General features: G+C 73.7%; 1 protein-coding gene and 1 pseudogene. One reads left to right on the top strand and one right to left on the bottom strand.

The genetic code is table 11. The features are described from left to right. Nucleotides 1–189, bottom strand: a pseudogene (locus tag HGA02_RS18015) (5-formyltetrahydrofolate cyclo-ligase); the annotation flags it as partial. A gap of 167 nt (nt 190–356) precedes the next feature. Between HGA02_RS18015 and HGA02_RS18010 the strand changes: the two are divergent. Next, complete coding sequence (locus HGA02_RS18010; RefSeq protein WP_168680640.1) at nt 357–1,745, top strand: UTP--glucose-1-phosphate uridylyltransferase; 1,389 nt, start codon at nt 357–359, stop codon at nt 1,743–1,745. The last annotated feature ends 144 nt before the right edge of the window (nt 1,746–1,889 follow it).

Raw genomic sequence — 1,889 nt, 5'->3', positions numbered from 1 at the left:
GACGCAGGTCGCCTCGGACACGGCGGGGATCGCGGTCACGACGTCGGCGAGCGCCTGCGCGGCCGCGTCGCGTCGTCGGGGGGAGCGCGCGTGCCGCGCGTCGCGGATCGAGCGCCGCAGCCGCTCCTTCACCTCCTCGACCTCGTCGCCCTCGGCGGCGTGCGGGTACGGCTGGGCGACGCTGCTCATGGGTCCAGTCTGGCCCACGGTGCGCGCGTCGGGGGCGCGTCGCGGCCGTGAACGTCGGCGGGACACGGGACCGAGCACATGACGGGAGCCGGAACGACGGACCAATGTCACGGGTCGCGTGACGCCCGCCACTGCGCTCTCGCACCCGGTCGACCTAGCATCGCAAGATGAGCGCCCACGGACTCGCACAGGCCCAGCGCAAGATGACCGACGGCGGGGTGCACCCCACAGCCGTCGACGTGTTCACCCGCTTCTACGGACTCCTCGAGTCGGGGGAGACGGGGATGATCCCCGAGAGCGGGGTCCGGCCGCTGACCGACGTCCCGCACCTGGCGGACCTCGACGTGGACGACGCGGCCGCGCGCGACGCGCTCGCCGTGACCGCCGTCGTCAAGCTGAACGGCGGCCTCGGCACGTCGATGGGCATGGACCGCGCGAAGTCGCTGCTCCGCGTCCGCGACGACGCCACGTTCCTCGACGTGATCGCCGGCCAGGTCCTCGCGGCGCGCGAGGCGACGGGTGCGCGCCTGCCGCTCGTCCTCATGAACAGCTTCCGGACGCGCGACGACACGCTCGCGGCGCTCTCTAGCTACGCGGACCTGGTCGTCGACGGCCTGCCGCTGGACTTCGTGCAGAACCGTGAGCCGAAGCTGCGCGCCGACGACCTCACGCCCGTCGAGTGGTCCGCGGACCCCGACCTCGAGTGGTGCCCGCCGGGCCACGGCGACCTGTACACGGCGCTGCACGCGTCGGGCGTGCTCGACGCGTTGCTCGACGCGGGCTTCCGGTACGCGACGGTGTCGAACTCCGACAACCTCGGGGCGTCCCCCGACGCGCGCATCGCGGGGTGGTTCGCGGCGACGGGTGCGCCGTTCGCCGCCGAGGTCGCGCGTCGCACGCCCGCGGACCGCAAGGGCGGCCACCTCGTCGTCCGGGAGTCCGACGGGCGGATCGTGCTGCGCGAGTCGGCGCAGACCCCGAAGGACGACGCCGACGCGGCCGGCGACATCGACCGGCACCGGTACTTCAACACCAACAACCTGTGGCTCGACCTGCGGGCGCTGCGCGCCGAGCTCGACCGCACGGGCGGCGTCCTCGACCTGCCGCTCATCCGCAACGAGAAGACCGTCGACCCGTCCGACAAGACGTCGACCAAGGTCGTGCAGATCGAGTCGGCCATGGGTGCGGCGATCGAGGTCTTCGACGGTGCCGCGGTGCTCGAGGTCGACCGGTCCCGCTTCCTGCCCGTCAAGACCACGAACGACCTCCTCGTGCTCCGCTCGGACGTGTACCGGCTCGAGCCGGACCACCGGCTCGTCGCCCAGGTCGAGGCGCCGTTCGTCGACCTCGACGAGGACCACTACAAGGTCATCGCGGCGTTCGACGCGCGCGTCCCCGCGACCCCGTCGCTCGCGCAGGCCACGTCGCTCCGGGTGCGCGGGGACTGGACGTTCGGCACCGGTGTCGTCGTGACCGGGGACGCGGTGCTCGACGACCCGGGCACGCCGTCGCAGGTGCCGGACGGTGCGACCGTCGGACCGGACGGGCTCGCCTGACCCCTGATGACCGCCCGAGGGCCGTCGACGGTGCACCATGCCGCCGGCGGCCCTCGTCGCCCACGCCGACCGCCGGAGCGTGACCTCGGACGGGTGCCGTCCGGCGAGGCCCGACCAGGAGCGCGTCCGCGTGCGCGCCGGGCG

The organism is Cellulomonas septica (genome assembly GCF_012396155.1).
GTDB lineage: Bacteria > Actinomycetota > Actinomycetes > Actinomycetales > Cellulomonadaceae > Cellulomonas > Cellulomonas septica.
Note: the sequence above shows the minus strand (reverse complement) of the source record. Positions and strands in the feature narration are given on the sequence as shown.